Annotated in this window: 25 protein-coding genes; 11 read left to right on the top strand and 14 right to left on the bottom strand. The window is 67.8% G+C overall.

The window, feature by feature from the left end:
• Nucleotides 1–53: 53 nt before the first annotated feature.
• The 3 genes from AOZ53_RS03255 to AOZ53_RS03245 are packed head-to-tail and all read right to left on the bottom strand — an operon-like array spanning nt 54 to nt 3,684.
• Nucleotides 54–1,394, bottom strand: a complete 1,341-nt coding sequence (locus AOZ53_RS03255) for an MFS transporter (protein ID WP_054429569.1) — start codon at nt 1,392–1,394, stop codon at nt 54–56.
• Nucleotides 1,391–1,798 (bottom strand): heme-binding protein, encoded by a 408-nt coding sequence (locus AOZ53_RS03250; RefSeq protein ID WP_054486829.1) that lies wholly within the window; start codon nt 1,796–1,798, stop codon nt 1,391–1,393. Before AOZ53_RS03250 ends, AOZ53_RS03255 begins: the two co-directional genes overlap by 4 nt.
• Nucleotides 1,795–3,684, bottom strand: a complete 1,890-nt coding sequence (locus AOZ53_RS03245; protein WP_054486826.1) for a propionate--CoA ligase — start codon at nt 3,682–3,684, stop codon at nt 1,795–1,797. The genes AOZ53_RS03250 and AOZ53_RS03245 overlap by 4 nt, the downstream gene beginning before the upstream one ends.
• Nucleotides 3,685–3,997: 313 nt before the next feature.
• Here AOZ53_RS03245 and AOZ53_RS03240 point away from each other — a divergent pair, with 313 nt between their 5' ends.
• Entirely contained in the window at nt 3,998–4,657 is a 660-nt protein-coding gene (locus AOZ53_RS03240; RefSeq protein ID WP_054429571.1) for a C40 family peptidase, read from the top strand.
• Nucleotides 4,658–4,857: 200 nt separating this feature from the next.
• Here AOZ53_RS03240 and AOZ53_RS03235 read toward each other — a convergent pair whose 3' ends face one another.
• The 4 genes from AOZ53_RS03235 to AOZ53_RS03220 form a co-directional block, all read right to left on the bottom strand.
• Nucleotides 4,858–5,181, bottom strand: coding sequence for a DUF2325 domain-containing protein (locus AOZ53_RS03235; RefSeq protein WP_035361296.1), 324 nt, complete (start codon nt 5,179–5,181; stop codon nt 4,858–4,860).
• Between the two features lie 232 nt (nt 5,182–5,413).
• Nucleotides 5,414–6,358: a CysB family HTH-type transcriptional regulator gene (locus tag AOZ53_RS03230; protein ID WP_006389315.1), complete on the bottom strand. Its 945-nt coding sequence runs from the start codon at nt 6,356–6,358 to the stop codon at nt 5,414–5,416.
• 93 nt (nt 6,359–6,451) lie between these two features.
• The gene (locus AOZ53_RS03225; protein WP_054429572.1) at nt 6,452–7,945 is read right to left on the bottom strand and encodes a CoA-acylating methylmalonate-semialdehyde dehydrogenase; all 1,494 of its coding nucleotides are present in this window, start codon (nt 7,943–7,945) and stop codon (nt 6,452–6,454) included.
• Between the two features lie 96 nt (nt 7,946–8,041).
• Nucleotides 8,042–9,259: an ABC transporter substrate-binding protein gene (locus AOZ53_RS03220; RefSeq protein ID WP_054429573.1), complete on the bottom strand. Its 1,218-nt coding sequence runs from the start codon at nt 9,257–9,259 to the stop codon at nt 8,042–8,044.
• Nucleotides 9,260–9,430: 171 nt separating this feature from the next.
• On the opposite strand from AOZ53_RS03220, the gene AOZ53_RS03215 reads away from it, so the two are divergent.
• A complete protein-coding gene (locus tag AOZ53_RS03215; protein WP_054429574.1) occupies nt 9,431–10,351 on the top strand; it encodes a LysR family transcriptional regulator in 921 nt (306 codons plus the stop codon).
• A gap of 105 nt (nt 10,352–10,456) precedes the next feature.
• Here AOZ53_RS03215 and lptF read toward each other — a convergent pair whose 3' ends face one another.
• Nucleotides 10,457–11,557, bottom strand: coding sequence for an LPS export ABC transporter permease LptF (gene lptF / locus AOZ53_RS03210; RefSeq protein ID WP_054429575.1), 1,101 nt, complete (start codon nt 11,555–11,557; stop codon nt 10,457–10,459).
• Nucleotides 11,558–11,612: 55 nt separating this feature from the next.
• Here lptF and AOZ53_RS03205 point away from each other — a divergent pair, with 55 nt between their 5' ends.
• The 9 genes from AOZ53_RS03205 to AOZ53_RS03165 all read left to right on the top strand — a co-directional run bounded on the left by AOZ53_RS03205 (nt 11,613) and on the right by AOZ53_RS03165 (nt 20,538).
• On the top strand, nt 11,613–13,118 hold the full coding sequence (locus AOZ53_RS03205) for a leucyl aminopeptidase (protein WP_054429576.1): 1,506 nt from the start codon (nt 11,613–11,615) through the stop codon (nt 13,116–13,118).
• Between the two features lie 22 nt (nt 13,119–13,140).
• Entirely contained in the window at nt 13,141–13,596 is a 456-nt protein-coding gene (locus AOZ53_RS03200; RefSeq protein WP_054429577.1) for a DNA polymerase III subunit chi, read from the top strand.
• A gap of 60 nt (nt 13,597–13,656) precedes the next feature.
• On the top strand, nt 13,657–14,238 hold the full coding sequence (locus AOZ53_RS03195) for a hypothetical protein (RefSeq protein ID WP_054486824.1): 582 nt from the start codon (nt 13,657–13,659) through the stop codon (nt 14,236–14,238).
• A 150-nt stretch (nt 14,239–14,388) separates the two neighbouring features.
• Nucleotides 14,389–15,099: a Bax inhibitor-1/YccA family protein gene (locus AOZ53_RS03190; RefSeq protein ID WP_006393496.1), complete on the top strand. Its 711-nt coding sequence runs from the start codon at nt 14,389–14,391 to the stop codon at nt 15,097–15,099.
• A gap of 67 nt (nt 15,100–15,166) precedes the next feature.
• Nucleotides 15,167–16,084, top strand: coding sequence for an aldo/keto reductase (locus AOZ53_RS03185; protein ID WP_054429579.1), 918 nt, complete (start codon nt 15,167–15,169; stop codon nt 16,082–16,084).
• 4 nt (nt 16,085–16,088) lie between these two features.
• Nucleotides 16,089–17,375, top strand: coding sequence for an NTP/NDP exchange transporter (locus AOZ53_RS03180; protein WP_054486822.1), 1,287 nt, complete (start codon nt 16,089–16,091; stop codon nt 17,373–17,375).
• A 90-nt stretch (nt 17,376–17,465) separates the two neighbouring features.
• Nucleotides 17,466–18,428, top strand: coding sequence for a Bug family tripartite tricarboxylate transporter substrate binding protein (locus tag AOZ53_RS03175; protein ID WP_054429581.1), 963 nt, complete (start codon nt 17,466–17,468; stop codon nt 18,426–18,428).
• Nucleotides 18,429–18,459: 31 nt separating this feature from the next.
• Nucleotides 18,460–19,437, top strand: coding sequence for a M14 family metallopeptidase (locus AOZ53_RS03170; protein ID WP_054486820.1), 978 nt, complete (start codon nt 18,460–18,462; stop codon nt 19,435–19,437).
• Between the two features lie 3 nt (nt 19,438–19,440).
• Nucleotides 19,441–20,538: a pyridoxal-phosphate dependent enzyme gene (locus AOZ53_RS03165; RefSeq protein WP_054429583.1), complete on the top strand. Its 1,098-nt coding sequence runs from the start codon at nt 19,441–19,443 to the stop codon at nt 20,536–20,538.
• Between the two features lie 33 nt (nt 20,539–20,571).
• Here AOZ53_RS03165 and AOZ53_RS03160 read toward each other — a convergent pair whose 3' ends face one another.
• From AOZ53_RS03160 to lepA, 6 genes are read right to left on the bottom strand one after another with little or no spacing between them, the layout of a single operon-like run.
• Nucleotides 20,572–21,489: a LysR substrate-binding domain-containing protein gene (locus AOZ53_RS03160; RefSeq protein WP_054429584.1), complete on the bottom strand. Its 918-nt coding sequence runs from the start codon at nt 21,487–21,489 to the stop codon at nt 20,572–20,574.
• A 19-nt stretch (nt 21,490–21,508) separates the two neighbouring features.
• Nucleotides 21,509–22,096 (bottom strand): DNA repair protein RecO, encoded by a 588-nt coding sequence (gene recO, locus AOZ53_RS03155; protein WP_025137141.1) that lies wholly within the window; start codon nt 22,094–22,096, stop codon nt 21,509–21,511.
• The gene (era, locus tag AOZ53_RS03150; protein ID WP_006393488.1) at nt 22,089–22,979 is read right to left on the bottom strand and encodes a GTPase Era; all 891 of its coding nucleotides are present in this window, start codon (nt 22,977–22,979) and stop codon (nt 22,089–22,091) included. Before era ends, recO begins: the two co-directional genes overlap by 8 nt.
• Complete coding sequence (gene rnc / locus AOZ53_RS03145) at nt 22,976–23,737, bottom strand: ribonuclease III (protein ID WP_049072173.1); 762 nt, start codon at nt 23,735–23,737, stop codon at nt 22,976–22,978. Before rnc ends, era begins: the two co-directional genes overlap by 4 nt.
• 2 nt (nt 23,738–23,739) lie before the next feature.
• Nucleotides 23,740–24,624, bottom strand: a complete 885-nt coding sequence (gene lepB, locus AOZ53_RS03140) for a signal peptidase I (protein ID WP_054429585.1) — start codon at nt 24,622–24,624, stop codon at nt 23,740–23,742.
• 22 nt (nt 24,625–24,646) lie between these two features.
• Nucleotides 24,647–26,440: a translation elongation factor 4 gene (lepA, locus tag AOZ53_RS03135; RefSeq protein ID WP_054429586.1), complete on the bottom strand. Its 1,794-nt coding sequence runs from the start codon at nt 26,438–26,440 to the stop codon at nt 24,647–24,649.
• Between the last annotated feature and the right edge of the window lie 99 nt (nt 26,441–26,539).

Raw genomic sequence — 26,539 nt, 5'->3', positions numbered from 1 at the left:
GGCGCGGCGGCGTCCGGGACTTCATAAGAATATCAGTTGGCACCACGGCCCCGCTACGCCGTGCGGCGCGCCAGGCCGCGCGCCATGTCCACGCGCGACAGCAGGATCAGGCCGCCGACGAAGAACAGCCCGGTCACCAGGATCGCCAGGCGATGGTTGCCATGCGTGGCCCAGGTCACCAGGCCGTAGGTCAGCGGGCCGATGACCGCCGCCAGCTGCACCGCGAACGTCCAGAGCGAAAAGAATTCCGCCAGGCGTCCGGCCGGCGCCAGCGCGCCGGTCATGGCGCGGCCCGCGCTCTGGGTCGTGCCCATGCACAGTCCGGCCAGCGTCGCGGCCACCCAGAACACCGGCGCGGTCACGGCCGCATAGGCCACCAGCACCATCAGGATCCAGCCGCACAGCGTGATCGTCAGCGCCGGCTTGTGGCCGATGCGGTCCTGCACGTAGCCGAACGAGAACGCGCCCGCCGCCGCGCCGATGTTCACGGTGAACACCAGCAGCATGATCTGCGGCGTGGTGAAGCCCATGACCTCGGAGGCGTACACCGCCGCCAGCGTGATCACGACCGAGATGCCCGCCTGGTAGCAGGCGATGCACATCAGCAGCCGGCGGAACTCGGGGAAATGCTGGCCGGTCTCGCGCCAGGCGTAGGCCAGCCGCTTGAGCATGGCCAGCGTTTCCTGCCCCTGGCCGGAAGGCCGGGCGCGCTCGCGCAGCAGGAAGAACGACGGCAGCGCCGCCAACGCGAACACCGCGCAGGTCACCAGGATGACGCGCGGCACGAAATGCTCGGCATCGAGCCCGTCGGCCTCGGCCAGCTTCACTACCACCAGCGACAGGCCCAACGTCAGCATGCCGCCGCAATAACCGAAGCTCCAGCCCCAGCCCGACACCCGGCCCAGCGCCGCCGGCTTGGCCAGTTCGGGCAGGAACGCCGCCACCACGGACTCGCCGACGCAATAGCAATAGTTGGACACGACGATGGCGGCCAGCGCCAGCCACACGTCGCCCGGCCCGGCCTGGGTCAGGACCAGGGTGGCGGCCACGCAGCCGGTGGTGCTGGCGTAGAGCAGCCGCCGCTTGCCGGCGCGGGCGTCGGCGCGCGCGCCCAGCGTGGGCATCGTCAACATGATGAGCAGATAGGACAGCGACAGCGCCGCGGTCCAGGCCAGCGTGGCCCACGGCGCGCGGCCGCCGACCACGCCGACGAAATAGGTACTGAACACCGCCGTGAGGATCACGGTGGTGTAGCCGGAATTGGCGAAGTCGTACATGGCCCAGGCCCAGACTTCGCGCTTGGCCACGCCGGGGTTCAGCGGACTCCTGTCCGCCTCCCCGCCGGCGGACGCGGCGGCGCCGGCAGGCGCCTGCCGCGGCGTTTCCTGGCTCACAGGCCCAGCGCGGCGATGCCAGCCTGGGCGATCTGGGCGTCCTCGGTGGACTTCACGCCCGACACGCCGACCGCGCCGACCACCTGGCCGTTGACCGTGATCGGCACGCCGCCTTCCAGCATGCCTTCGATCAGCGGCGCCGACAGGAAGGAATAGCGGCCGTTGTTGATGATTTCTTCGTAGACGCGCGATTCACGGCGGCCCAGGGCCGCGGTCTTGGCCTTGGCCGGCGCGATGTGCGAGGAAATGGGCGCGGCTTCGTCCAGGCGCAGCATGCCCAGCAGGTGGCCGCCATCGTCCGACACGGCGATGGTCACGGCCCACTTGTTCTGCAGGGCGTGTGCTTCGGCCGCGGCCAGGATTTTCTTGACGTCTTCGGCGTTCAGCACGGGTTTGGTGTTCATTGCAGCGACTCCTTGATCTGTTCCAGGGCGGTGGGGTCTTCGATGGTGGTCAGGTCGCCGGGATCACGGCCTTCGCATACCGCGACAATGGCGCGGCGCAACACCTTGCCCGATCGGGTCTTGGGCAGCGCGCCCACGAACCGGATCCGGGCCGGTCGCGCCACCGCGCCCAGCTGATCTTCCACCAGCCGCATGATATCCGCTTCCAGCTGCTTTGCGCCCTCCGCCGTTTCGGCCGCCGCCGGATTCTTCAGCACCGCGAAGGCCATCGCCACCTGGCCCTTGAGCGCATCGGCCACGCCCACCACCGCGCACTCGGCGATGCCGCTGTGGCTGTTGACGGATTCCTCGATCTCGCGCGTGCCCAGGCGGTGGCCGGCGACGTTGATGACGTCGTCGGTGCGCCCCAGGATGAACCAGTACCCGTCCGCGTCGACCAGCCCCCAGTCGAAGGTGGAATACACCTGGCGGCCGGGAATCGAGGTGAAGTAGGTCTGCACGAAGCGCTCGTCGTCGCCCCAGATGGTGGACATGGCGCCCGGCGGCAGCGGCGGCACGATGGCCACCACGCCCTTCTGGTCCGGCCCCAGATCCTCGCCGCTGGACTCGCTGACGATGCGCGCGTCAAAACCGTAGACCGGGAACGACGGACTGCCGAAACGGGTCGGCACGTTTTCGACGCCAGGCTGGGCCGACAGGATCGGCCAGCCGGACTCGGTCTGCCAGTAGTTGTCGATGATGGGCTTGCCCAGCCCTTCCGAGATCCAGTGCGCGGTCGGCTCGTCCAGCGGCTCGCCGGCCAGATACACCGCCCGCAGCGTGGACAGATCATGCTTCCTGAGCAGGGCCGGATCCTGGCGCTTGAGCACCCGCACCGCCGTCGGCGCCGAAAACAGCGTGTTGACGCCGAACTGCTCCACCAGCTTCCACAGGATGGCGCCGTCCGGGCGCACCGGCGTGCCCTCGTACAGCACCGTGGCCTGCCCGCCGATCAGCGGGCCATACACAATATAGGAGTGCCCCACCACCCAGCCGATGTCGCTGGTGCAGAAGAACGTGTCGCCGGCCTTGCCGTTGAACAGGTATTCCATCGACGAGGCCAGCGCCACCGCGTAGCCGCCCGTGTCGCGCTGCACGCCCTTGGGCTTGCCGGTGGTGCCGGACGTGTACAGGATGTAGCTGGGCTCGGACGACTCCAGCCACGTCACCGGCACGTGGACGCCGCGCTGCGCCGCGCGCAGGGTGGCGTAGTCCAGGTCGCGGCCGGCCACCGGCTCGAAGGGCGCCAGGCCGCGGTCGAACACCACCACCGAGGCCGGCGGCGTCTTGCACAGCGCCAGCGCCCGGTCCAGCAGCGGCTTGTAGGGCACCACCTTGCCGCCACGCGAACCGCCGTCGGTGCACACCACCACCTTGGGCGCGGCATCGTCGATGCGCTGCGCCAGGTTGACCGAGGCGAAGCCGCCGAACACCACCGAATGCACCGCGCCGATGCGGGCGCAGGCCAGCATGGTGAAGACCGCCTCGGGCACCATCGGCATGTACAGCAGCACCCGGTCGCCGCGCCCCACGCCCAGGTCCTGCAGCATGGCGGCGGCCGCGTTCACCTCGTCATAGACGTCCTGGCGGGTGTAGACGCGTTCGCGTTCGACTTCGGTCGATACCCAGATCAGGGCCGGCTTGTCGGCCTGGGTCGGCAACCAGCGGTCCACGGCGTTGTAACAGAGGTTGGTCCTGCCGCCCACGAACCACTTGGCGAAGGGCGGCCGGGAAAAATCCAGGACCGATTCGAACGGCGTCTCCCAGTGCACCCGGCCGGCCTGCTCGCGCCAGAAGGCATCGCGGTCATGCACCGAGCGGTAATGGAAATCCCTGGTTTTTTGCATTTTTGTCTCCTGTTATTGTGCATACGCCTTAAGGCTGATTGCTTTCTTTTTGAATCCTTCGGTCATTCTGGTGGGCAAACCTTGCACGAGGCTTGCCGCAGGTCAAAAAATTCTGCCACGCGTCTACGCCGCACGGGCGCCGGGCTAGTTACAGTAACGAACCAGTCTTAAAAGTTTGGTAGAATCCCCGCGAAGTTGTAGACAACATATCTGTTGGTTCGCTGCTTGATTTCCGCTATTCAGGTGTTTTTTAGCGTTTTTGACGCTTTATTACGCCAAATGCGCGAAACAGGACGCAACCATCCCCAGGCGAATGCATCGACACTCCAAAAGCGCGCGACTGAATTCATCCTCTGGCCAGGCAAACCGCGGTCTGCGTTTGCTGGCGCTGGCGGCGTGCGTCGCGGGTCTGGCGGGTTGTGCCAACACCTCTCAAAAGTCCACCGCCTATACGTCCGAGATCGATCCCTACGAGACGGAATGGGTCGCCACCGCCGATGATCCCATCGGCATGCTGGTGGTGCAGAAATTCAAGCGCGAACGCCAGCGCAACCACAGCGAAGTCAGCAGCGACAACGCCATGGTCAGCGAAGCCCTGAACTACCTGGGCATCCGCTACCGCTTCGGCGGCAACTCCCCCGACACCGGTTTCGATTGCAGCGGCCTGGTGGCCTACACCGCCGAACGTTCGCTGGGCCTGAAGCTGCCCCGTAACGCCGCCGAAATCGCGCAGCAAGGCATTTCCGTCGCCAAGAACGAGCTCAAGGCCGGCGACCTGGTCTTCTTCAACACCCTGGGCCGCCGCTATTCCCACGTCGGCATCTACCTGGGCGACGACCGCTTCGTGCACTCGCCCAGCGCCGGCGGCGTGGTGCGTGTCGAAAACATGACCATGGCCTACTGGAGCAAGCGCTACAACGGCGCCCGCCGCCTGGACAACGGCCTGGTGGCCAGCGCCCGCGCGGCCAACTGATACCTCGCAGTGTGACGCGCCGGCCGCGGCGCGGCCATCCTCCAAACGGCGCGACAGGCGCGCGCCATTCGGCACAGACAGCAAAACGCCGCCGGACTTTCCAGTCCGGCGGCGTTTTTCATTCCTCTTCGCGGCCTTGGGCCGCAGGCCTTTTCGGCCTCCCCAGTTGTCAGTGTTGGTGGCGGCGTGGCACGGCGGTGTCAGTGGACCGCAGCGCCCCGGCTGCACAGGCCGCATTGCTGCAGGGCCTGCTGCATGCTGCACACCGAACGGCGACAAGCCACGACACGGATGCCACCGCGCTGCGCCGCGTTGCGGAAGGTCTTCATGACGTTGTGGCCCAGGAAATCGGTCAGCAGGATGACCAGTTGGGTGCCCGAGGGCAGTTGCAACGTCTTCTTCTGATGCGAGGGATCACGGCCACTGATGTGGTGCGTGATCGAAATGTTGTGTCCTTTAAGCAGATCCGGAATGTTGCCGAGCCTGTCGGCGCCCACTACCACTGCACTCAATCCTGCCGTCATGTTTAACCTCACTGGGTCGTTGAGACTGGATGTAATGATAATGATTCCTATTTTTTAGTCAACTCAAATGAGATCAGTTCTTATTTAATATTTTTTATGAGCTTATGGAAAGGGATAGCGAGACCCGCTGTCCACGCCCTTCCCCGCCCCCGCGCTTTCCAAAAAAAAGCGGCTCCCCGCCAGGGGAACCGCTACTTTTCATCCGACTTCGGCGGCGCTCGTCATGGCCGGCCTACTTCGGCGTTCCCTGCACGGCCTCGGTTACGACCGCGCGCGTCAGGGACGGCGCCAGCATTTCCAGGAACGTGTAGACATAGTCGCGCAGGAACACCCCGGCCTTCACGCCGACGCGGGTGGTGTGCGTGCCGAACAGGTGTCCCACCGGCAGGCCCACCAGGCTCGAATCGCGCCGCGGGTCATAGGCCACGCCGGCGATGATGCCGATGCCCAGGCCGACGTCGACGTAGGTCTTGATCACGTCGGCGTCGATGGCTTCCAGGACGATGTCCGGATGGATGCCCTGGTTGGCGAAGACCTCGTCGATCGTGCTGCGGCCGGTGAAGGCGCGGTCATAGGTGACGATAGGGTATTCCGCCAGTTGCGCCAGCGACAGGCGCTTGGCGGCGCTGGAGGTCAGCTCGGCCAGAGGATGATCGGGCCGCACCACCACGGTGTGTTCCCAGGCATACACGGGCAGCGTCGCCAGGCCAGGCGTCAGGGCCAGCGACTCGGTGGCCAGCGCCAGGTCGGCCTGCTCGTGCAGCACCATTTCGGCCAGCTGCGCGGGGCTGCCTTCGGCCAGCGACAGGTGCACCTTGGGGAATTGCTTGCGGAACGCCGGGATCACGCGCGGCAGCAGGTAGCGCGCCTGGGTGTGGGTGCAAGCGATCACCAGGCCGCCTTCGTCGCGGCGGGCGAATTCGTCGCTGACCTTCTTGAGGTTGTCGACTTCGCGCATGATGCGGTCGATCACCTGCGACACGGCCAGGCCGGGCTTGGTCAGGCCCTTGATGCGTTTGCCATGGCGTTCGAAGATCTTGATCCCGAGTTCGTCCTCGAACTCGATGATGGCCTTGGACACGCCCGGCTGGGAGGTATAGAGCATCCGGGCGGCTTCGGTCAGGTTGAAGTCGCGCCGGATGGTTTCGCGCACGAAACGAAATTGCTGCAGGTTCATGAATTGGCCCCTGATAGACGGGCCAATTATAAGTAATAAGGACGCCTTGTTATATGACTTATTTGTATAAGCTTAGGACAAGGCGTCCCTCTTTCAGCGCATCGAGATCGTGGTGTTCACGGTCTTGGCATGGGCCGACCAGCGCGCCGTGACGGTCTTGGTCTGGGTCCAGAACTGCACCGCCTGCTTGCCGTTGGGGCCCAGGTCGCCCAGCTTGGAGCCGCGCGAACCGGTGAAGCTGAACCACGCCACCGGCACCGGGATCGGCACGTTGATGCCGACCTGGCCGACGTCGATGTTGTTCTGGAAGTAGCGCGCCGCGCCGCCGTCCTGCGTGAACAGGGCGACGCCGTTGCCGTTGGGGTTGCGATTGATGAACGCCACCGCCTCTTCCAGCGTTTCCGCGCCCACCACGCACAGCACCGGGCCGAAGATTTCCTCGGTGTAGATGGTCATGTTCTCGGTCACGCCGTCGAACACGGTCGGGCCGACGAAGTTGCCCTGCTCGAAGCCGGAGACCTTCAGGTTGCGGCCGTCCAGCAGCAGCTTGGCGCCTTCGTCCACGCCCTTCTGGATCAGGCTTTCGACGCGCTTCTTGGCGTTCGGCGAGACCAGCGGGCCCAGGTCGGCGGCGCGGTCCATGCCCGAGTTGACCTTGAGCTTCTTGGCGCGCTCGACGAAGTCGGGCAGCCAGTTGCGGGCCTCGCCCACCAGCACGGCCACCGACGAGGCCATGCAGCGCTGGCCGGCGGCGCCAAAGGCGGCGCCCAGCAGCTGGTTCAGCGCGACTTCCGGATCGGCATCCGGCAGGATCACGCAGTGGTTCTTGGCGCCCATCATCGACTGGCAGCGCTTGCCGGCGGCCGAGGCGCGGTTGTAGATCTCGGTGCCGACACGGGTCGAACCGATGAACGACACCGCCTTGATGTCGGGATGCTCGCACAGGCCGTTGGCCGTGTCCGGGCCGCCATGCACCACGTTCAGCACGCCCGGCGGCAGGCCGGCTTCCAGCGCCAGCTGGGCCAGGAACAGCGACGAGGTCGGATCCTGCTCGGACGGCTTGAGCACGAAGGTATTGCCGCAGGCCACCGCGATCGGGAACATGAAGCACGGCAGCATCACCGGGAAATTGAACGCGGTGATGCCCGCGCACACGCCCAGCGGCTGGATCAGGGTGTAGACGTCGATGCCGGAGGCGGCGTTCTCGGCGTATTCGCCCAGCTGCAGGTTGGCGATCGAGCAGGCGTGCTCGACCACTTCCAGGCCGCGGCCGACTTCGCCCTCGGCGTCCGGCAGGGTCTTGCCATGCTCGCGGGTGATCATCTCGGCCAGCTTGCCGGTGTTGGCGCGCAGCAGTTCCTGGAACTTCAGCATGACGCGCATGCGCGCGCCCTGGCCGCTGTTGCGCCAGGTCTTGAAGGCTTCCTTGGAATTGGCGATGGCCTCGTCCAGTTCGTCGCGCGTGGCGAACGGCACCTTGGCCACGACCTCCTGGGTGGCGGGGTTGATCACGTCGCGCCATTCGGTGGTCTTGGACTGCACGAGCTTGCCGCCGATCAATAGCGGAACGCGGGGGACTTCACTCATTTGATGCTCCTCACACTGCATAGTCGATGCGGATGGAATCCGCGTTCTTGGATCTCGCGCGCACGCCGCCGGGCTGGCCCGGCGGCGCGCCGCGCCTTACTTCTGCACCAGCGGGCAGGCCGAATCGGCCAGCGGCTGGAAGGCCTCGGCCGCCGGGATGGTGGCCACCAGCTTGGAATAGTCCCAGCCGCCCTTGGACTCGGCCGGCTTCTTCACTTCGTACAGGTACATGTCGTGGATCACGCGGCCATCGGGCCGGATCGAGGCGTTGCGCATGATCGGATCCTTGATCGGCAGCGCGCGCATCTTGTCGGCCACCACCTTGCCGTCGGTGCTGCCCGAGGCCGCCACCGAGCGCAGGTAGTGCAGCACGCTCGAATACACGCCGGCCTGCGTCATGGTCGGTTTCAGGCCGCGGAAGGCCTTCTCGAAGCGCGTCGACCACTGGCGCGTGGCATCGTCGTAATCCCAGTAGAAGCCGTCCACGTACGACAGGCCCTGGGCGCTTTCCAGCCCCAGCGCGCGCAGGTCGGACAGGAAGATCAGCAGCGACACCAGGCGCTGGCCGCCGGCCACGATGCCGAACTCGCGCGCCTGCTTGACCGCATTGACCGTGTCCTGGCCGCCGTTGGCCAGCGCCACCACCTGGGCCTTGGAGCTTTGCGCCTGCAGCAGGTACGAGGCGAAGTCCGGCGCGTTGAGCGGATGGCGCACGCTGCCGGCGACGGTGCCGCCCAGCGCCTTGACCGCCTTGGCCGTGTCGGCCTCGAGCGAGTGGCCGAAGGCGTAGTCGACGGTGATGAAGTACCAGGACTTGCCGCCCGCCTTGACCGTGGCCTTGGCGCCGCCGGCGGACTGCGAATAGGTGTCGAACATCCAGTGGAAGCCAACTGGCGAGCATTCCTTGTTGGTCAGCGCCGTGGTGGCCGGGCCCGAGAACATCACGACCTTGTTCTTTTCGCGCGCGATGCCCTGCACCGCCAGCGCCACCGCGGAATTGGTCAGGTCGGCGATGGCGGTGACGCCGTCGCGGTCGAACCATTCGCGCGCCTTGGCCGCGCCCACGTCGGCCTTGTTCTGGTTGTCGGCCGACACCAGCTCGATCTTCATGCCCTTGCACTCGGCCGCCAGGCAATCGTCGATGGCCAATTGCGCCGCCGCCACCGAACCGGGTCCGCCCATGCCGGCATAGGTGCCCGACATGTCCGTCAGGATGCCGATCTTCACTGGCGGTTTATCCGCCGCGTACGCCTGACCCAACAGTGCTGCGCCCAGACACAAGCCTGCGGCCAGCCCGCGTGCGTGCAATTCCATGGATTTGTCTCCTGAGTGTTATGCGTTATGGCGCCGTCTTCGCGGCCCGCGGCTCCCGGAGCATTCCCCCCAGGGCTGCCGACCCAGTGTAGATGTGTGAAAATCAACAAGCAACACCAGAAATGCACATTCCTTGTGCATCAATGCACAAGCCTGTCAGGAGCGAAAAACGTGCTGGATTGGGACAGTCTGCGGTATTTCCTGGAGGTCGCGCGGACCCAGCGGGTCAGCGCCGCGGCGCGCAAGCTCGGGGTCGAGCACACCACCGTGTCGCGCCGCATCCGCGCGCTGGAAAGCGAGCTGGACACCCTGCTGTTCGAGAAATCGCGCAGCGCCGGCTTCGTCCTGACCGAAGACGGCCAGCGCCTGTTCGTGCACGCGGAGCAGATGGAGAGCACGGTGCACAGCGCCCGCGAGACGCTGTCCGGGATCGGCCAGGCCCTGTCCGGCCACCTGCGCATCGGCGCCACCGAGGGCTTCGGCAGCTACGTGCTGACGCCGCTGGCGGCCGACTTCCAGCGGCGCTATCCGCACATCACGCTGGACATCCTGCCGGTGCCGCGCTTCGTCAGCCTGTCCAAGCGCGAGGCCGATCTGGCCATCACGATCGAACGCCCCCAGCGCGGGCCCTACGTGTGCAGCAAGCTGTGCGACTACACGCTGCGCCTGTACGGCACGCCCGAGTACCTGGCGCGCCATCCGCCGATCCGCGGCCGCGCCGACCTGGCCGGCCACAGCTTCATCGGCTATGTCGACGAATTGCTGTTCAGCGAGCGCCTGCGCTACCTGGAAGACCTGCTGCCGGCCAGCCGGGTGGTGTTGCGCAGCACCAGCGTGGTGGCGCAATACCATGCCGCGCTGCAGGGCCAGTCGCTGGCCATCCTGCCCTGCTTCATCGCGGCGCAGGACCCTCGGCTCAAGCCGGTGCTGGAAAAGGAAGTGGAGATCACGCGCTCGTTCTGGATGTATTGCCACGAGGACCTGCGCAAGCTCAAGCGCGTGACGGTGCTGTGGGAGTTCATCCGCAAGTCGGTGCTGAAGAATGCCGACCTGCTGGCCGGCAAGCGCGGGACGATGAAATACCTGCCCTGAAGCCGGCAGCGGCGGCGCGGATCAGGCGCGCCGACTGCCGCGCCCCGCAGCGGGCGCCGGGGCTGGCGCCCGCCCGGCATGCCGCCGCGCCCCCGGGTCGGGGCGCTAGCTGTTCTTGGGCGCCTTGACGCGCAAGCGGCGCATCAACAGGAAGGCCGTGAAGGCGGCCACCACGAGGTGGATCGCCACGGTGCCCACGCCGAAACTGAGCTTGCCGTTGGAAATCCAGGCGCGCGACAGGTTGATCAGGTTCATGTACAGCAGGCCCACCAGGCCGGCGATCAGCAGGTCGCCGGAACGGCCCAGGCGCGGGTTCACGGCGCCCAGCGGGATCGCCAGCAACGCCAGGTTCAGCGCGGCCAGCGGCAGCGAGATGCGCCACATCACCTGCGACCAGCTGCTGGTGGTGTTGTCGGCCATCAGCTGCGGCGTGGTGCGCGCCTTGGCCGAGCGTTCGGCGGCGGCGCGCGCGGAGGCGACCGGGTCGTCGCCGCCCTTGCTTTCCAGGCGCAGGCCGTATTTCTCGAAATGCACCAGGCGGATCTCGGGCGTGCCCGGCTTCAGGTCGTAGCGATGGCCCTCGCCCAGCACCAGGAAGCGGTCGCCGTTGGGCAGGGTTTCGCTGTGGGCGCTGCTGGCGGTCAGGACGCTGAGCCATTCCGGGCCGGTTTCGCGCGCGAACACGTTGCCCAGTTCATCGGTCGGCTTGGCCGGATCCTCGGCGAAGAACACGCGGTTGCCGCCCGCCGATTCCGCGAACTGGCCCGCCGTGACCTTGGACAGGTCCGAGCGCTGCTCGAAGCGTTCGTGGTATTCGCCGATCTGGCGATAGGCCCAGGGCGCGGCCACCAGCGTCAGGCCGGCCACCGCGATGGCCACCGGAATGGCGACGCGCAGCACCGGCTTGAGCCAGTCCGCCAGCGACAGGCCGCTGGCGAACCAGACCACCATCTCGGATTCCCGGTAGTTGCGCGTGACCGTGGTGAGCACCGCGATGAAGACCGAGACGGCCAGGATGGTCGGCAGCGCCGTGATGGTGGACAGCGCGGCCAGCACGAGCACGACGTCCGCCCCGATGTTGCCGCCCGCCGCCTCACCGAGCAGGCGCACCAGCAGCACGCTGAGCCATACGATGAGCAACGTGGAAAAGACAACGCCAGCGTGACTGGTGATCTCGCTGACGACAGAGCGTTTGAATAGAGACATGGGAGAATATGCGGGATAATCGACCGCATCATACAGACGCACACGGGAAACCCTCATGGAATTTAGCACACAGACCACTGCTTCCCTGCACCAGATCAAGACCGCCGCCCTGGCGGTCGGGGTCTTCGCCGACGGCGTGTTGAGCCCCGCCGCCGACCTGATCGACCGCGCCGCCAACGGCGCCGTGCGCGCCGTCACCAAAACCGAATTCCGCGGCCGCGCCGGCAGCACCCTGGTGCTGCGCTCGCTGCCGGGCGTGTCGGCCCAGCGCGTGGTCCTGGTGGGCCTGGGCAAGCAGGACGAATACTCGGCCCGCGCCCACGCCTCGGCCGAACAGGCCTTCGCCGCCGCCTGCGTCTCGGCCCAGCTGACCGAAGGGGTCTCGACCCTGGCCGCCAACCCGATCGCCGACGTGGCCCTGATCGCCCGCGCCCGCAGCGCCGCCATCGCGGCCGGCAGCGCCACCTATCACTACGACGCCAGCTTCGGCAAACCCGACCGCGACGCCCGCCCCAAGCTCAAGAAGATCGTCCAGATCGTCGAGCGCGCCGACGCCGCCCAGGCCCAGAAAGGCCTGCGCGAAGGCGCCGCCATCGCCAACGGCATGGAACTGACCCGCACCCTGGGCAACCTGCCGGGCAACATCTGCACCCCGACCTACCTGGGCGACACCGCCAAGCGCCTGGCGCGCGAATATAAGTCGCTCAAGGTCGAAGTCATGGACCGCAAGCAGGTCGAGGCCCTCGGCATGGGCTCGTTCCTGTCGGTGGCGCGCGGCTCCGAGGAAGCGCTGCGCTTCATCGTCCTGCGCCATGCCGGCAAGCCCGCCAAGAAGGGCGCCAAGGCGTCCGACGGCCCCATCGTGCTGGTCGGCAAGGGCATCACCTTCGACGCCGGCGGCATCTCGCTCAAGCCCGCCGCCACCATGGACGAAATGAAGTACGACATGTGCGGCGCCGCCAGCGTGCTCGGTTCGTTCCGCGCCCTGGCCGAACTGGAACTGCCGCTGGACGTGATCGGCCTGATCCCGGCCTGCGAAAACCTGCCGAGCGGCAAGGCCAACAAGCCGGGCGACGTGGTCACCAGCATGGCCGGCCTGACCATCGAGATCCTCAACACCGACGCCGAAGGCCGCCTGGTGCTGTGCGACGCGCTGACCTACGCCGAACGCTTCAAGCCCTCCGCCGTCATCGACATCGCCACCCTGACCGGCGCCTGCGTGGTGGCCCTGGGCCACGTCAACACCGGCCTGTTCAGCAAGGACGACGCGCTCGCCGAGGCCCTGTCGGCCGCCGGCCGCCAGGCCCTGGACACCGCCTGGCGCATGCCGATGGACGACGCCTACCAGGACCAGCTCAAGTCCAACTTCGCCGACCTGGCCAACATCGGCGGCCCCCCGGCCGGCGCCGTCACGGCCGCCTGCTTCCTGTCGCGTTTCACCAAGTCGTACCGCTGGGCCCACCTGGACATCGCCGGCACCGCCTGGAAGAGCGGCAAGGACAAGGGCGCCACCGGCCGTCCCGTGCCGCTGCTGATGCAGTTCCTGCTGGACCAGGCTTGAGCGGCCGTCCACGGATCCCGGCATGACCCGCATCGACTTCGCCTTTGGCGCGCCCGACCGCTTGCGCATGGCCTGCCAGGTCGTGCGCAAGCGCTATCTGGCGGGCCAGCGGCTGGTGGTGTATTGCCGCGAGGGCTCGCGCCTGGCGCAGTTCGACCGCATGCTGTGGGCCTTCGACGACACCTCGTTCGTGCCGCATGTCCTGGCCAATGATCCGCTGGCGGCCGAGACGCCCGTCGTCCTGACCGCCGGCGATCCGCAGCAGGCGGCGCAAGCCGCCGGCGACGGCCCTTCGCCCTGGCTGCTCAATCTCGACGACGACTGCCCGCCGGGCTTCGAGGCCTTCGAGCGGCTGCTCGAGATCGTCTCGGACGATCCCGACGACAAGCAGGCCGCGCGCCAGCGCTGGCGCGTCTACCAGGGCGCCGGCCACACGCCGCAAAGCCACGACCTGAGCCAACGGCAGCCGGGCGCCTGACCGCCCTCCCCGCCTCCCGCGCCGCCCCAGGCGGCGCCATCTCGACCCTCGGGAGCCCCCATGCCCCACCGCCCCTCCGACCCCGGCATCCCCACCCTGACCCAGCGGGCCGAACCCACCCTGTCGCCGTCCACGCCGCCGCCGGACGCCCCGCTGCTGACCGAGGTGGCGCCCGAGCGCGCATCCGCCCATGACGGCGACGCCTTCCCGCTGCTGACCGACGTGGCCCGGCATGACGACGCCTTTCCGTTGCTGACGGATGTCGCCCGGGATGACGACGCCTTCCCGCTGCTGACCGACGTCGCCCGGGATGACGATGCCCTCCCGCTGCTGACCGACGTCGCCCGGGATGACGATGCCTTCCCGTTGCTGACGGATGTCGCCCAGGACGGCGCCGACGCGTCGCGTTCGGCTGAAGCGGCCGATACGCCCGCCCTGCCGCCCCCCGCCGCGCTGGTCGCGCCCGCCGCCCCGGCCGCGGCATCGCCAGAGGCCTCGGTGCTGGCCGCCCGCCTGCAGGCGGAAGTCGAACAGGTCATGCGCCAGGCCCTGGCCGACGCCATCGAACAGATCCAGGCCCGCATGGACGAGGAACTGCCGCGTATCGTGGCGCGGGTGATGCAGGACGTCAGGCCCGGTTGAAATCGGCATGACCATCCCCATAATGGGGTCATGCCTGCCCACCCTGCGCGCTAATTCTTCCGAAAACTGGATTCTTCAGGGAACTGTAAGGTATCCTTGGCATCTAAGCCTTCTAGGCAAATCAATTTCTGCCGTACACAGGAGTCCTCCATGAACGAATATCGTCCGTCCCCCTTTAACCGTTCCGGCACCCTCGCCGGCGCGCCGGGCGAGGTCGTGCGCAACAAAGTCCTGCGCAACACCTATTGGCTCCTGGCGCTCTCGCTGATCCCGACCGTGCTGGGCGCGGCCGTCGGCCTGTACACCGGCATCAACCGCGTCATGGGCGCCAGCCCGGGCCTGTCCGCCATCGTGTTCCTGGTGGGCGCCTTCGGCATGATGTTCGCTATCGAGAAGAACAAGAACAACTCGCTGGGCGTGGTCCTGCTGCTCGCCTTCACGTTCTTCATGGGCGTGATGCTGTCGCGCCTGCTCGGCTTCGTGATGGGCTTCAGCAACGGCTCGCAACTGGTCATGACGGCCTTCGGCGGCACGGCGATCGTGTTCGGCACCATGGCCACGCTGGCCACCACCATCAAGCGCGACCTGTCCGGCCTGCAGAAATTCCTGTTCATCGGCGCGGTCGTGATCCTGGTGGCGGCCCTGGCCAACATCTTCCTGCAGCTGCCCGCGCTGATGCTGACCATCTCGGTGCTGGCCATCGTGATCTTCTCGGCGTTCATGCTGGTCGACCTGCAGCGCGTCGTGAACGGCGGCGAGACCAACTACGTGTCCGCCACGCTGGCCATCTACCTGGACGTCTACAACGTCTTCTCGAACCTGCTGATGCTGCTGGGCATCTTCGGCGGCAACCGCGAGTAAACGCGCTGCCGTGACAGTCGCAAGGGCCTGCATGAACAATGCAGGCCCTTTTTCATTGGAGCGAGCCATGCCTGATCGCCGTCGATTCCTGCAGGCCGCCGCCTGCGCGCCGCTGCTGGCCCAGTCGTGGACGGCAAGCGCCCTGAGCCCCCGGCAGCCGATGCTGGCCCGCCCGATCGGGTCCACCGGCGACATGCTGCCGGTGATCGGCCTGGGCACCGCCGACACCTTCAATGTGTCGCCCTCGGACGCGGCCGCCATGGCGCCGCTGGCGCAGGTCGTGGACGCCCTGCTGGAGGCGCGCGGCTCGCTCATCGACACCGCCCCCAGCTACGGACAGGCCGAGGCCGTCACCGGCGCGCTGCTGGCGCGCGAGCCGGACCGGCGTCCGCTGGTGTTCCTGGCCACCAAGATCAACACCCAGGGCCACGACGCGGCCCGGCGCCAGATCGAGAACTCGCTGCGCGCGCTGCGCACGCAGAAGCTCGATCTGATCCAGGTCCACAACCTGATCGACACCCGCAACCAGCTGGCGCTGCTGCGCGAACTCAAGCAGCAGGGCGTGACGCGCTACCTCGGCATCACGCACTACACCGACGCCGCCCATGACGAACTGACCGAGCTGGTCGAAAAGGAAAAGCCCGACTTCCTGCAGATCAATCTGTCGGTAGGCGCGCGCAATGCCGAAAAGCGCCTGCTGCCGGCCTGCCAGGCCAATGGCGTCGCGGTGCTGATCAACCGCCCGTTCCAGGACGGCGCGCTGTTCCGCCAGGTCCGGGACCGGCCGCTGCCGGACCTGGCCGGTGAAATCGGCTGCACCTCGTGGGCGCAGCTGTTCCTGAAATTCATCATCGGCCATCCGGCCGTGACCGCCGTCATCCCCGCCACCTCCAAGCCGGCCAACATGGCGGACAACGCGCGGGCCGGCTTCGGGCCGCAACCGGACGCGGCGCTGCGCGAACGCATCGCGGCCCTGCTGGGCTGACGCCATGCGCGCCGCCGGCTCCTGGCGCCAGCGGGCGGCGCAAGCGCTGGGGATCCAGCCCGGCGAGGTGGCGGCGGGCGCCTGCGGCTTCGCCTTCTTCTTTTTCCTGTTCTGCGGCTATTTCATGCTGCGGCCGATCCGTGAGACCCTGGGCATCCAGGCCGGCGTCGACCAGCTGCAATGGCTGTTCACGGCCACCTTCCTGGCCATGCTGGCGGTGGTGCCGCTGTTCGGCTGGCTGTCGGCCCGGGTGCCGCGCGCCACGCTGGTGACCTGGGCCTACGCGGTGTTCGCCATCACCATGGCCGGCTACGCGGCGCTGTTCCACTGGCAACCCGATGGCGTCTGGGCCGCGCGCAGCTTCTACGTGTGGCTGTCGGTCTTCAACCTGTTCGTGGTCTCGCTCGGCTGGAGCCTGATGGCCGACGTCTTCCGCATGGAGTCGGCCAAGCGCCTGTTCGCCTTCATCGCCGCCGGCGCCAGCGCCGGGGGACTGTGCGGTCCCCTGCTGGGCGGCCTGCTGGCGGGCACGCTCGGCGCGGCGGGCCTGCTGCTGTTGTCGGCGCTGCTGCTGACGGCGACGCTGCCGCTCAAGCGCTGGCTGCTGCGCTGGCGCGCCGCGACCCGCCCCGAGGCCGAGACCGCCGAACTGGTGCGCCCGATCCCGGGCGCCATGCTGGCGGGACTGTCACGGGTGTTCCAGTCGCCCTACCTGCTGGGCATCGCCGTGCTGGTGCTGCTGCTGGCCACGCTCAGCACCTTCCTGTACATGGAGCAGGCGCGGCTGGTGGCCGAGACCTTCCCGGACAGGGCGCAGCGCATCCGCGTCTTCGCCACGCTGGACTTCATCGTGCAGGCCCTGGCGTTGCTGTCGCAGCTGTTCCTCACCGGCCGCGTCGCCGCCTGGCTGGGCGTGCGCTTCCTGATGGCGGCGGTGCCGCTGGCGATGGCGCTGGCGTTCCTGGCGCTGGCGGCCTACCCGGTGTTCGCGGTGCTGGCCGTGGCCATGATCCTGCGGCGCGCCGGCGAGTACGCCCTGGTCAAGCCGGGACGCGAGATGCTGTTCACCGCGGTCCCGGCCGAAGACAAGTACAAGACCAAGAACGTCATCGACACGGTGGTCTATCGCGCCGGCGACGCGGCCAGCGGCTGGGTCAAGGCCGGGGTCGATGCGCTGGGCCACGGCGTGGCGCTGATCGCCCTGCTGGGCGCGCTGTGCGCGCTGGCCGCAGCGGCGCTCGGCTACGGCCTGGGACGCAAGGCCGACCGGCAGCCGCCGTCCCAACCTTAGATTTCACCGAACAACCATCTTAGAAAGCCAAACGGATTCCCGGCGCGGCCGCCGCACAATAGCGCAGCCCTCAACGTTCCGGGAACCGTCATGAAACGCGCCGCCAGCCTTGCCGCCCTGTTGCTTTGCCTGACCGCGCAGCCCGCGCTGGCCGAATACCCGGAACGGCCGATCACGATGATCGTGCCGGCCGCCGCCGGCGGCAACGCCGACATCACCGCCCGTCTCGTCGGCCAGGAAATGAGCCGCGTGCTGGGCCAGCCGGTGGTGATCGAAAACCGCGTCGGCGCCGGCGGCCGCATCGGCACCCAGGCGCTGGTGCGCGCCGCGGCCGACGGCTACACCATCGGCTATGCCCACGTCGGCACGCTGGTGCTGCATCGCTACCTCTTCAAGCAGCAGCTCTATGACCTGGACCGCGACATCACGCCGATCGGGCTGGTGGCCGAAACGCCCAACGTCATCGTCGTCAACGCCGCCTCGCCGTATCGCGATCTCAAGAGCTTCATCGACGCCAGCCGCGCCCAGCCCGACCGCCTGACCATGACGTCGGCCGATCCCGGCACCACCAGCGAAGTCGGCGTCAAGCTGTTCATCGCCCAGACCGGCGCGGCGGTGCGGCAGATTCCCTACAAAGCCACGGCCGCGCAACTGGCCGACCTGCTGGGCGGCCACGTCGATTCGATGATGGAGAACCTGCCGCCCCTGATCGGCAACCTGAAGGATGGCCGCCTGCGTGCGCTGGCGGTCACCACCAAGGCCCGCGCGGCCTCCAACCCCGACGTGCCGACGGTGGCCGAGCAAGGCTACCCCGACTACGAACAATCGGCCTGGAGCGCATTGGTGGCGCCGGCCGGCACGCCGCCCGCCGTCATCGCGCGACTGAACGCCGCGATGAATGCCGCGCTGCGCGCGGAGCCCGTCGCCCGCGAACTGCGCAGCCGCTCCCAGGAGCCGCTCGGCGGCACGCCCGCCGACGTCAAGACCCAGATTCAGAAGGAACTGCCCAAATGGGAACACCTCATCAAGGCCGCCGGCACCACGCTGGATTGACGCCCCATCGCCCGCAACCGGAAGGCACGCCATGATCAAGGTGAGCCGCGAAGACTTCACCTGCGCCGCGGCGACCAACGCCTCGGCCTACCGGCGCGTCACCATCCCGGTATTGAAGATCGAGGCCGGCCCCGGGCCGGCCGTGGCGCTGATGGCCGGCGTGCATGGCGACGAATGGGAAGGCCAGGCGGCCATCCTGCAGCTCTGGCAGCTGTTGCCGGGCGTCCTGCAGCGCGGCACGGTCTACCTGCTGCCCGCCGCCAACGCTGAGGCCTCGCTGGCCGGCACGCGCCTGTCGCCCTCCGACGCCGGCAACCTGAACCGCGCCTTCCTCGGCGCGCCGGCCCGCGGCTATACCGAAAGCGTGGCCGCCGCCCTGGAGGCCCGGCTGCTGCCGCGCATCCAGGCGCTGGTGGACGTCCACAGCGGCGGCGCGTCGCTGCGCTACCTGCCGTCCTCGGTCATCACCCGCTATGGCGACGACGCCTATGATGCACGGCTGCCGGCCCTGGCCCGCGCCTTCGGCATGCCGCATTGCGTGTTCTTCCGCGGCGGCGAATCCGGTTCGATGCCGGCCGCCGCCAGCCGCCTGGGCGTGCTGCGCCTGAGCGCGGAAATCGGTGGCGGCGGCGAGACCTCGTGCGCGCTGGTGGAACGCTGCCGCGACGGCCTGCTCGGCTGCCTGGCCGAACTGGGCCTGCTGGCCGCCGCCGCGCCGCGCCAGCCGGCCCCGACGCTGCACGACCTGGACGCGCCGGCCGCGACCCTGCGCGGCCGCGAACCGGGCGTGTTCATCCCCGCCGTCGATCTGGGCCAGACCGTGACCGCCGGCCAGACCATCGGCCAACTCATCGAACCCGCCCGCCCCGACCTGCCGGCGCGCGCCCTCGCCAGCCCGCAGGCCGGCACCGTCGTCTGCCTGCGCGCCATCGCCCGCAGCGACGACGGCGACTGCCTGCTGCAGGTCGCGCCCGCCCTTCCCCTGGACTCCCTTGCCTCGTTGTACTGACCCATGCAGATGAACCCCCGCTTGTCCGGCCTGCGCTGCATCCGCTGCGACAGCCGCCTGCCGCCCGCCGACTACCCGGAAGGCTGCCCGCATTGCCTGGAGGCCGGCCATCCCGCGACGCTGGAATGCCAGTACGACGCGGGCGCCGCCGACGCGATCGACCTGCCGGTGCTTGACCCCGTGACGCTCGGCGAAGGCGCCACGCCCTGCCTGGACGCGCCCGCGCTGGCGCAGGCCGAGGGCGTGGGCCGGCTCTGGCTCAAATGCGAAAGCGCCAACCCCACCGGCAGCCACAAGGACCGCATGGCCGCGCAACTGGTGTCGCGCGCCCGGCTGGCCGGCGCCACGCGCGTGGCCGCGGCCTCCAGCGGCAACGCCGGCGTCTCGCTGGCGGCCTATTGCGCCGCCGCCGGCCTGCAGGCCGACATCGCCATCACCCGCAACTGTCCGCCGTTGCAGCGCGACGCCATGCAACGCTTCGGCGCCCGCCTGACCGCGTTCGACGACAGCCTGGGCCGCTGGCCCCATGTCGCCGATCTGTGCCGCAACCAGGGCGCCTTCGCCGGCACCAACTACCTCAATCCGCCGGTCGGCACGCATGCCTACGGCGTCGAAGGCTACAAGCCGATCGCGCGGGAATTGTTCGACCACTGCGGCCTGCCCACCGATATCGTCGTGCCGACCGCGCGCGGCGACCTGCTGTGGGGCATCCTGCTGGGCTGGCAGCAACTGCTGCGCGCCGGCCGCATCCCGCGCCTGCCGCGGCTGCACGCGGTCGAGCCGTACGCCCGCCTGTCGCGGGCGCGCGCCGCGGGCGATGCGCGCGGCCTGTGGGAAGGCGCCACCGACCAATACTCGATCGCCGGCGGCACGGTCACGCTGCAATCGCTGGAGGCCCTGGCGCGCTCGGGCGGCTCGCCGGTCGAGGTCTCCGATGCCGCCGCCGCCCAGGCGCAGCAGCGGCTGGAGCGCCTTGGACTGGCCACGGAGCTGTCATCGGCCGCGGCGCTGGCGGCGGTCACGCGCTTGCGCCGCGCCGGCCAGCTGGATGCGGAATCGTCGGTGGTGCTGATCCTGACGGCGGACGGCCGCCGCGGCTAGGCGGCGGCAACGACTGCGCGACACCCGCGCCCGTCAGCCGCGCTTGACGCCGTAGCGCTCCACCAGCGGCGCCAGCGCCGCGCGCAGACAGGTCGCCCAGTACTTGCCGGCCTCCGACAACGGCCGGCTGCCATGCAGGATCATGTGGCATTCGAAATGCACCGGCGCCGCCAGCGGCCGGTGGCACAAGCCCGCGGCTTCCAGCCCCACCGCGGTGGCGGGGTTGGCGATGCCGACGCCATGGCCGGCCAGCGCAAGCTGGCACACCGTGCTCGAGTACGGCGTCTCGATCGCGACGCGCAGGCTGAGGCCGGCCTGCAGCACCAGCGCGTCCAGCCGCTGGCGCGAGGCATCCTCGGCATTCAGGGCGATCACGTCCACCTCGGCCAATTGCGCCAGGCCGACCTGCTCCAGGCGCGCCAGCGGATGGCCATCGGGAAATACCGTCACGGCCCGCAGGCTGGCCAGGCGGTGGCCGCGCAGGCCCTCCAGCTCCGACTCATCGGCCACGGCAGCCAGATCGAGCTCACCCGACACCACCATGTCGCGCAGCGTGTTCGAATCCCGGATTTGCAGATACAGGGGCGTGTCCGGATAGCGCTCGCGAAAGCGCGCGATCGTATCGCTGACGATCGCCCCGCTGTAGGCATGGATGCAGCCGATGCGCAGGCGCGGCTGGGCCGCGCCGCGGATCGCGCGGATCTTGCGGCCCAGGCTTTCCAGGCCGACGTTCAGGCGGCGGATTTCCTCGTACAGCAGCGTGGCTTCGGGCGTGCGCTGCATGCGCTGGCGCACCCGCTCGAACAGCCGCAGTTCGATGCTGGCCTCGAGCGCGGCCAGCGTGGCGCTGACGGTGGCGGGCGACACATCGAGCCGCCGCGCCGCGGCGGTCACGCTTTCCGTTTCATAGACGGTGCGGAAGGTCTCGACCTGTTTGAGCGTGAAGGTCATGGCCGGACGCGCCGCGGGTTCAGATGCGCTGCAGGTCCATCAGCACCCGGCGCGTGGCCAGGGGCCGGCCCGCCAGGTTCTCGGCCAGGCGTTCGCGCAGGTCGCGGCGCAGCGCCGGCTCGATGACGGGGTCGTCGAAATCGGGTTCGGCCTCATCGACGCCGTAGCCGGTTTCGCGCAACAGCGTCCATTCGAAGCGGCGCAAGGCGCCGGCCGCGCGCGTGCCGCCCGACAGCTGCTGCAGCGCCATGTCGTAGGCGTCGAACAGCAGCGGATGGGCGTCTTCGCGCGGCAGCAGCCGCAGCAGCAGTTCATTCATGTACCACGCCGACATCAGCGCGGTGCCGCTCAGGGCGCGCACGCCCATGATCTCGGCGCGGGTCAGGGTCTTGACCTCGCCGTTGCCGGTCCAGGACAGCAGCAGCGGCTGGAACGCCGACAGCACCGGACGCAGCACGGAATACGGGCGCTTGGCGCCCTTGGCGACCATGGCGACACAGCCGTGGTCGCGCGAGAAAGTCTGAACGATGAGGGATGTCTCGCGCCACGCCGTGGCGTGGAGCATGTATCCCGGGCGATCCTGGACGCGAGGCGCCCGTTTACTCATAGCCCAGGTCGCGCAGCGCACTCTCGCGGTCGGACCAGCCCTTGCGCACCTTGATGTAGATCTCCAGGTGCACCGGCTTGTCCAGCAGCTTGGCGATGTCCTGCCGCGCCTCGGAGGCGATGCGCTTCATGTGCATGCCGCCGGTGCCCAGCAGGATGGGCTTGTGGCTGTCGCGCTCCACCACCACGCAGGCGGCGATGCGCGCGCCCTTGTCGGTCTCTTCCCATTGCTCGATCACGACCGTACAGCCGTAGGGCAGCTCGTCGCCCACCAGGCGGAAGATCTTCTCGCGCACCAGCTCGGCGGCGATGAAGCGCATCGGCCGGTCGGTCAGGGTGTCTTCCTCGAACATCGGCTCGCCTTCCGGCAGCCGCGCCGCGATTTCCTGCAGCAGCTGGTCGAGCTGCTGATTCTTGGTGGCGCTGACCGGCACCACGGCGCCGAACGGATGCAGCGCCATGATCTTCGAGACGAAGGCGAACAGCTCGTCGCGGTTCTTCAGCGCGTCGATCTTGCTGACGACCAGGATGGTGCGTTCCGGCGCCGGCAGCAGCGGCAGCAGCTTGGCGTCGCCCTCCGACCACTTGCCGGCCTCGACCACGTGGACCACCACGTCGACGTCGGCCAGCGCCTGCGTCACGACGCGGTTCATCATGCGGTTCATGGCGCCGCCGTGGCGCGTCTGGAAGCCCGGCGTATCGACGAACACGAACTGTTCGTGGTCGCGCGTCAGCACCCCGTGGATGCGGTGGCGCGTGGTCTGCGCCTTGCGCGACACGATGGAGATCTTGGAACCGATCAGCGCGTTCGTCAGCGTGGACTTGCCCACATTGGGGCGGCCGACGATGGCCACGAAACCGGTACGGAAAGGGGTATCGCTCATTTAGTCTCTTGGGACACTGCCACGGGCAGCGACAACTGCGCGGTCTTGCGCGCCTTGCCCGACTTGCGGGCGGCCTTGGACGCCGGGCTGATGGCCTGCGCCGCCTCCAGCGCCAGCTTGGCGGCCGACTGCTCGGCCGCGCGGCGGCTGGCGCCGGGCGCGTTCACCTTGATCTCCAGCGCCGGAATGGCGCATTCGACCTCGAACTGCTGGCTGTGGGCGGCGCCGTGCGTGGCCACCACGGTGTACACGGGCAAGGCCAGCTTGCGGCCTTGCAGGAATTCCTGCAGCAAGGTCTTGGCGTCCTTGCCCAGGGTCTTGGGATCGACCGAGGCCAGCACCGGCTGGTACTGGCGCACGATCACGCGACGGGCGGCATCGAAGCCGGCGTCCAGGAACACCGCGCCGAACAGGGCTTCGACCGTGTCGGCCAGAATCGACGGACGGCGGAAACCGCCGCTCTTCAATTCGCCTTCGCCCAGGCGCAGGTATTGGGACAGTTCCAGGCGCTGGGCGATATCCGCCAGCGAGGCCTGCTTGACCAGGTTGGCGCGCAGGCGCGACAGGTCGCCCTCGTCGATTTTCGCGTAACGCTCGAACAGCATCGCCGCGACGACGAAGTTGAGCACGGAATCCCCGAGGAATTCCAGGCGCTCGTTGTGGCGCGCACCATGGCTGCGATGGGTCAACGCCTGTTCAAGCAATGCTGGGTCACCAAAGTGGTGATCCAGCCGGTTTTCTAGCGTGGCTAGCGACATAATCAGTTGAACCGGCCGATGCGGCTGAGATCGCTGAAATTCATCCAGATGAAGAAGGCCTTCCCGACGATATTGGATTCCGGCACGAAACCCCAGTATCGGCTGTCGGCGCTGTTATCCCGATTATCGCCCATGGCGAAGTATTGCCCCTCGGGTACTTTGCAGCGTACCCCATCGCGGGAATATTGGCAGTTCCCGAGGTTGGGAAATTGGTATTGCGGGCGATATTCCTGCGGTCGGCCCTCATCCAGCAGGATATTGTGGCTAACTTCGCCCAACTTCTCTTTATATTGTGCGATATACGAGACACGGTCGGGTTCGAAATAGTCGCCGGCGCGCTCATGCGGCACCAATTGACCGTTCACATACAGTTTTTTGTCGAGGTAGGCGATTTCGTCACCGGGCAGGCCGACCACGCGCTTGATGTAGTCGACGTCCGGATCGACCGGATAGCGGAACACGAACACGTCGCCGCGCTGCGGCTTGCCGATGTCGACGACCTTCTTGTCGATCACCGGCAGGCGCAGGCCATAGCTGAACTTGTTCACCAGGATCAGGTCGCCGGATTGCAGCGTCGGCAGCATCGAGCCCGACGGAATGCGGAACGGCTCCACCACGAACGAACGCAGCACGAACACGAACAGGATCACCGGGAAGAAGCTGACCGCGTATTCGATCCACCACGGCACGCGGCGGGCCTTGTCGCCGGCCTCGCGCCGCTGGCGTTCGGCATCCTGCGGATCGTCCGCCAGCGCCGCGTCGTACTGCGCCATCGCCTCTTGCGCCCGACGCTCGCGGCCGCGTCGCAATACGGCCAGATCGAGCGCCCAGATAATGCCGGTCAGCACCAGCAGAACAAACAGGATCAGGGCAAAGTTCCAACTCATCAGCTAACCGCCTTCTTTGGTTCTATTTGTCTTCCACTTGCAGGATGGCCAGGAACGCCTCCTGCGGAATTTCCACGGTACCGACCTGCTTCATGCGCTTCTTGCCGGCCTTCTGCTTTTCGAGCAGCTTCTTCTTGCGCGAGATGTCGCCGCCGTAGCACTTGGCCAGCACGTTCTTGCGCAGCGCCTTGACGTTCTCGCGGGCGATGATTTCGGCGCCGATGGCCGCCTGGATCACCACGTCGAACATCTGGCGCGGAATCAGGCCGCGCATGCGCGTCACGACGTCGCGGGCGCGATGGCGGGCGTTGCTGCGGTGGACGATCACGGCCAGCGCGTCGACGCGGTCGTTGTTGATCAGCAGGTCCACGCGCACCACGTCGGCCGAGCGGTACTCGAGGAACTCGTAGTCCATCGAGGCGTAGCCGCGCGACACCGACTTGAGCTTGTCGAAGAAGTCCAGCACGATCTCGGCCAGCGGGATCTCGTACACCAGGTGCACCTGGCGGCCGTGATAGCTCATGTTGATCTGCACGCCGCGCTTGTTGTTGCACAGCGTCATCACCGGACCGACGTAGTCCTGCGGCATGAACAGCGTGACCTTCACGATCGGCTCGCGAATGTCGGCGATCTTGCCGATCTCGGGCATGCGCGACGGGCTTTCGACGGTGATCACCGAACCATCGCGCTGCTCGACTTCGTACACCACCGACGGCGCGGTGGTGATGATGTCCATGTCGAACTCGCGCTCCAGGCGCTCCTGCACGATTTCCATGTGCAGCAGGCCAAGGAAGCCGCAGCGGAAGCCGAAGCCCAGCGCCTGCGACACCTCGGGCTCGAACATCAGCGCGGCGTCGTTCAGCTTGAGCTTCTCGAGCGAATCGCGCAGCTGGTCGTATTCCGAGCTTTCGACCGGGTACAGGCCGGCGAACACCTGCGGCTTGACTTCCTTGAAGCCGGGCAGCGGCGCGGCGGCCGGCTTGTTCGCCAGCGTCACCGTGTCGCCGACCTTGGCGTCTTCGAGCTGCTTGATGCCGGCGATGATGAAGCCCACCTCGCCCGCCGACAGGTGCGGACGCTGCTGCGACTTGGGCGTGAACACGCCGGTCTGCTCGCACAGGTGGGTGGCGCCGGAGGCCATCAGCAGGATCTTGTCCTTGGGCTTGAGCACGCCATTGACGATGCGCACCAGCATGACCACGCCGACGTAGTTGTCGAACCACGAGTCGATGATCAGCGCCTGCAGCGGCGCATCGGGATCACCCTTGGGCTGCGGCACGCGCGCGACGATGGACTCGAGGATCTCGTCGATGCCCATGCCGGTCTTGGCGCTGGCCAGCACCGCGTGCGAAGCGTCGATGCCGATCACGTCCTCGACTTCCTGGCGCGCGCCTTCCGGATCGGCCTGCGGCAAGTCCATCTTGTTCAGCACCGGCAGCACTTCCACGCCCAGCTCGATGGCGGTGTAGCAGTTGGCCACGGTCTGGGCCTCGACGCCCTGCGAGGCGTCGACCACCAGCAGCGCGCCTTCGCAGGCCGACAGCGAGCGGCTGACTTCGTACGAGAAGTCGACGTGCCCCGGGGTGTCGATCAGGTTCAGGTTGTATATCTTGCCGTCCTGCGCCTTGTAGTGCAGGGCCGCCGTCTGGGCCTTGATGGTAATGCCGCGCTCACGCTCGATCTCCATGGAGTCGAGCACCTGGGCCGACATTTCGCGATCCGCCAATCCGCCGCAGCGCTGGATCAGGCGATCGGCCAGGGTCGATTTGCCGTGATCGATGTGGGCAATGATGGAGAAGTTGCGAATATGCTGCATGCTTGAATTTAAAAGGGACGGAACATTCGGCAAACTGCCGGAAGACGCCGCCACCAGGGTAGGCACGGCTGACGGGTTGGGGCCGCTAGGCCGGACCGC

This window comes from Achromobacter sp. 2789STDY5608621 (assembly GCF_001299375.1).
Taxonomy (GTDB): Bacteria; Pseudomonadota; Gammaproteobacteria; order Burkholderiales; family Burkholderiaceae_B; genus Achromobacter; species Achromobacter insuavis.
The sequence above is the reverse complement of the archived record's forward strand: the minus strand, read 5'-3'. Positions and strand labels throughout refer to the sequence as shown.

What these genes read in the sequence shown, in the direction of transcription:
- AOZ53_RS03250 (WP_054486829.1), bottom strand. Translation starts at nt 1,798, where the DNA reads ATGAACACCAAACCCGTGCTGAACGCCGAAGACGTCAAGAAAATCCTG.
- AOZ53_RS03245 (WP_054486826.1), bottom strand. Translation starts at nt 3,684, where the DNA reads ATGCAAAAAACCAGGGATTTCCATTACCGCTCGGTGCATGACCGCGAT.
- AOZ53_RS03240 (WP_054429571.1), top strand. Translation starts at nt 3,998, where the DNA reads ATGCATCGACACTCCAAAAGCGCGCGACTGAATTCATCCTCTGGCCAG.
- AOZ53_RS03235 (WP_035361296.1), bottom strand. Translation starts at nt 5,181, where the DNA reads ATGACGGCAGGATTGAGTGCAGTGGTAGTGGGCGCCGACAGGCTCGGC.
- AOZ53_RS03230 (WP_006389315.1), bottom strand. Translation starts at nt 6,358, where the DNA reads ATGAACCTGCAGCAATTTCGTTTCGTGCGCGAAACCATCCGGCGCGAC.
- AOZ53_RS03225 (WP_054429572.1), bottom strand. Translation starts at nt 7,945, where the DNA reads ATGAGTGAAGTCCCCCGCGTTCCGCTATTGATCGGCGGCAAGCTCGTG.
- AOZ53_RS03220 (WP_054429573.1), bottom strand. Translation starts at nt 9,259, where the DNA reads ATGGAATTGCACGCACGCGGGCTGGCCGCAGGCTTGTGTCTGGGCGCA.
- lptF (WP_054429575.1), bottom strand. Translation starts at nt 11,557, where the DNA reads ATGTCTCTATTCAAACGCTCTGTCGTCAGCGAGATCACCAGTCACGCT.
- AOZ53_RS03205 (WP_054429576.1), top strand. Translation starts at nt 11,613, where the DNA reads ATGGAATTTAGCACACAGACCACTGCTTCCCTGCACCAGATCAAGACC.
- AOZ53_RS03200 (WP_054429577.1), top strand. Translation starts at nt 13,141, where the DNA reads ATGACCCGCATCGACTTCGCCTTTGGCGCGCCCGACCGCTTGCGCATG.
- AOZ53_RS03195 (WP_054486824.1), top strand. Translation starts at nt 13,657, where the DNA reads ATGCCCCACCGCCCCTCCGACCCCGGCATCCCCACCCTGACCCAGCGG.
- AOZ53_RS03190 (WP_006393496.1), top strand. Translation starts at nt 14,389, where the DNA reads ATGAACGAATATCGTCCGTCCCCCTTTAACCGTTCCGGCACCCTCGCC.
- AOZ53_RS03185 (WP_054429579.1), top strand. Translation starts at nt 15,167, where the DNA reads ATGCCTGATCGCCGTCGATTCCTGCAGGCCGCCGCCTGCGCGCCGCTG.
- AOZ53_RS03180 (WP_054486822.1), top strand. Translation starts at nt 16,089, where the DNA reads ATGCGCGCCGCCGGCTCCTGGCGCCAGCGGGCGGCGCAAGCGCTGGGG.
- AOZ53_RS03175 (WP_054429581.1), top strand. Translation starts at nt 17,466, where the DNA reads ATGAAACGCGCCGCCAGCCTTGCCGCCCTGTTGCTTTGCCTGACCGCG.
- AOZ53_RS03170 (WP_054486820.1), top strand. Translation starts at nt 18,460, where the DNA reads ATGATCAAGGTGAGCCGCGAAGACTTCACCTGCGCCGCGGCGACCAAC.
- AOZ53_RS03165 (WP_054429583.1), top strand. Translation starts at nt 19,441, where the DNA reads ATGCAGATGAACCCCCGCTTGTCCGGCCTGCGCTGCATCCGCTGCGAC.
- AOZ53_RS03160 (WP_054429584.1), bottom strand. Translation starts at nt 21,489, where the DNA reads ATGACCTTCACGCTCAAACAGGTCGAGACCTTCCGCACCGTCTATGAA.
- recO (WP_025137141.1), bottom strand. Translation starts at nt 22,096, where the DNA reads ATGAGTAAACGGGCGCCTCGCGTCCAGGATCGCCCGGGATACATGCTC.
- era (WP_006393488.1), bottom strand. Translation starts at nt 22,979, where the DNA reads ATGAGCGATACCCCTTTCCGTACCGGTTTCGTGGCCATCGTCGGCCGC.
- rnc (WP_049072173.1), bottom strand. Translation starts at nt 23,737, where the DNA reads ATGTCGCTAGCCACGCTAGAAAACCGGCTGGATCACCACTTTGGTGAC.
- lepB (WP_054429585.1), bottom strand. Translation starts at nt 24,624, where the DNA reads ATGAGTTGGAACTTTGCCCTGATCCTGTTTGTTCTGCTGGTGCTGACC.
- lepA (WP_054429586.1), bottom strand. Translation starts at nt 26,440, where the DNA reads ATGCAGCATATTCGCAACTTCTCCATCATTGCCCACATCGATCACGGC.